This is a genomic window from Acidisoma sp. S159, from assembly GCF_009766125.1.
In the GTDB taxonomy this organism is placed as follows: domain Bacteria; phylum Pseudomonadota; class Alphaproteobacteria; order Acetobacterales; family Acetobacteraceae; genus Acidisoma.
Genome location: NZ_LMUG01000080.1, coordinates 10,681 through 11,032, shown reverse-complemented (window position 1 = coordinate 11,032; position 352 = coordinate 10,681). Strand labels below are relative to the sequence as shown.

The 352-nt window shown below is 67.0% G+C and carries 1 pseudogene; it reads right to left on the bottom strand.

Annotated features, from left to right (window positions below):
- Positions 1-240 (bottom strand): annotated as a pseudogene (locus GSQ92_RS30515) (DNA polymerase Y family protein); the annotation flags it as partial.
- Between the last annotated feature and the right edge of the window lie 112 nt (positions 241-352).

Here is a 352-nt window from a genome sequence, read left to right as displayed (position 1 = left end):
GTAGTAGTCCCGATAGCTGCGGTCCTCCGGATCGCGCCACCATTCACGCTCGATCCGCTCAGGTCCGTCAGACCAGGCAATCTGCTGGACAGCACCGTTCAGCCGCAGTTGCACCGGCGGTCCGTCAGGCACCATGGCCATGACCATGACCGGGGTGGGCCGTTTTAGAAGGCGCACGGGTGCTGGCAGTTGCGAGCGACGCGGCGCATCGGGCACGGCTTCGAAGGGTCCGACGCGCATCGCTGAACGTTCGGGCCAATGACTTTCGCCAGGGGCGAGACGCCAGACCGGCAGTCGCTGCGACAGACGGTCAAGCAACTGCGCCAAGGCCTCGGCCCGAGCGGCCTCCGCC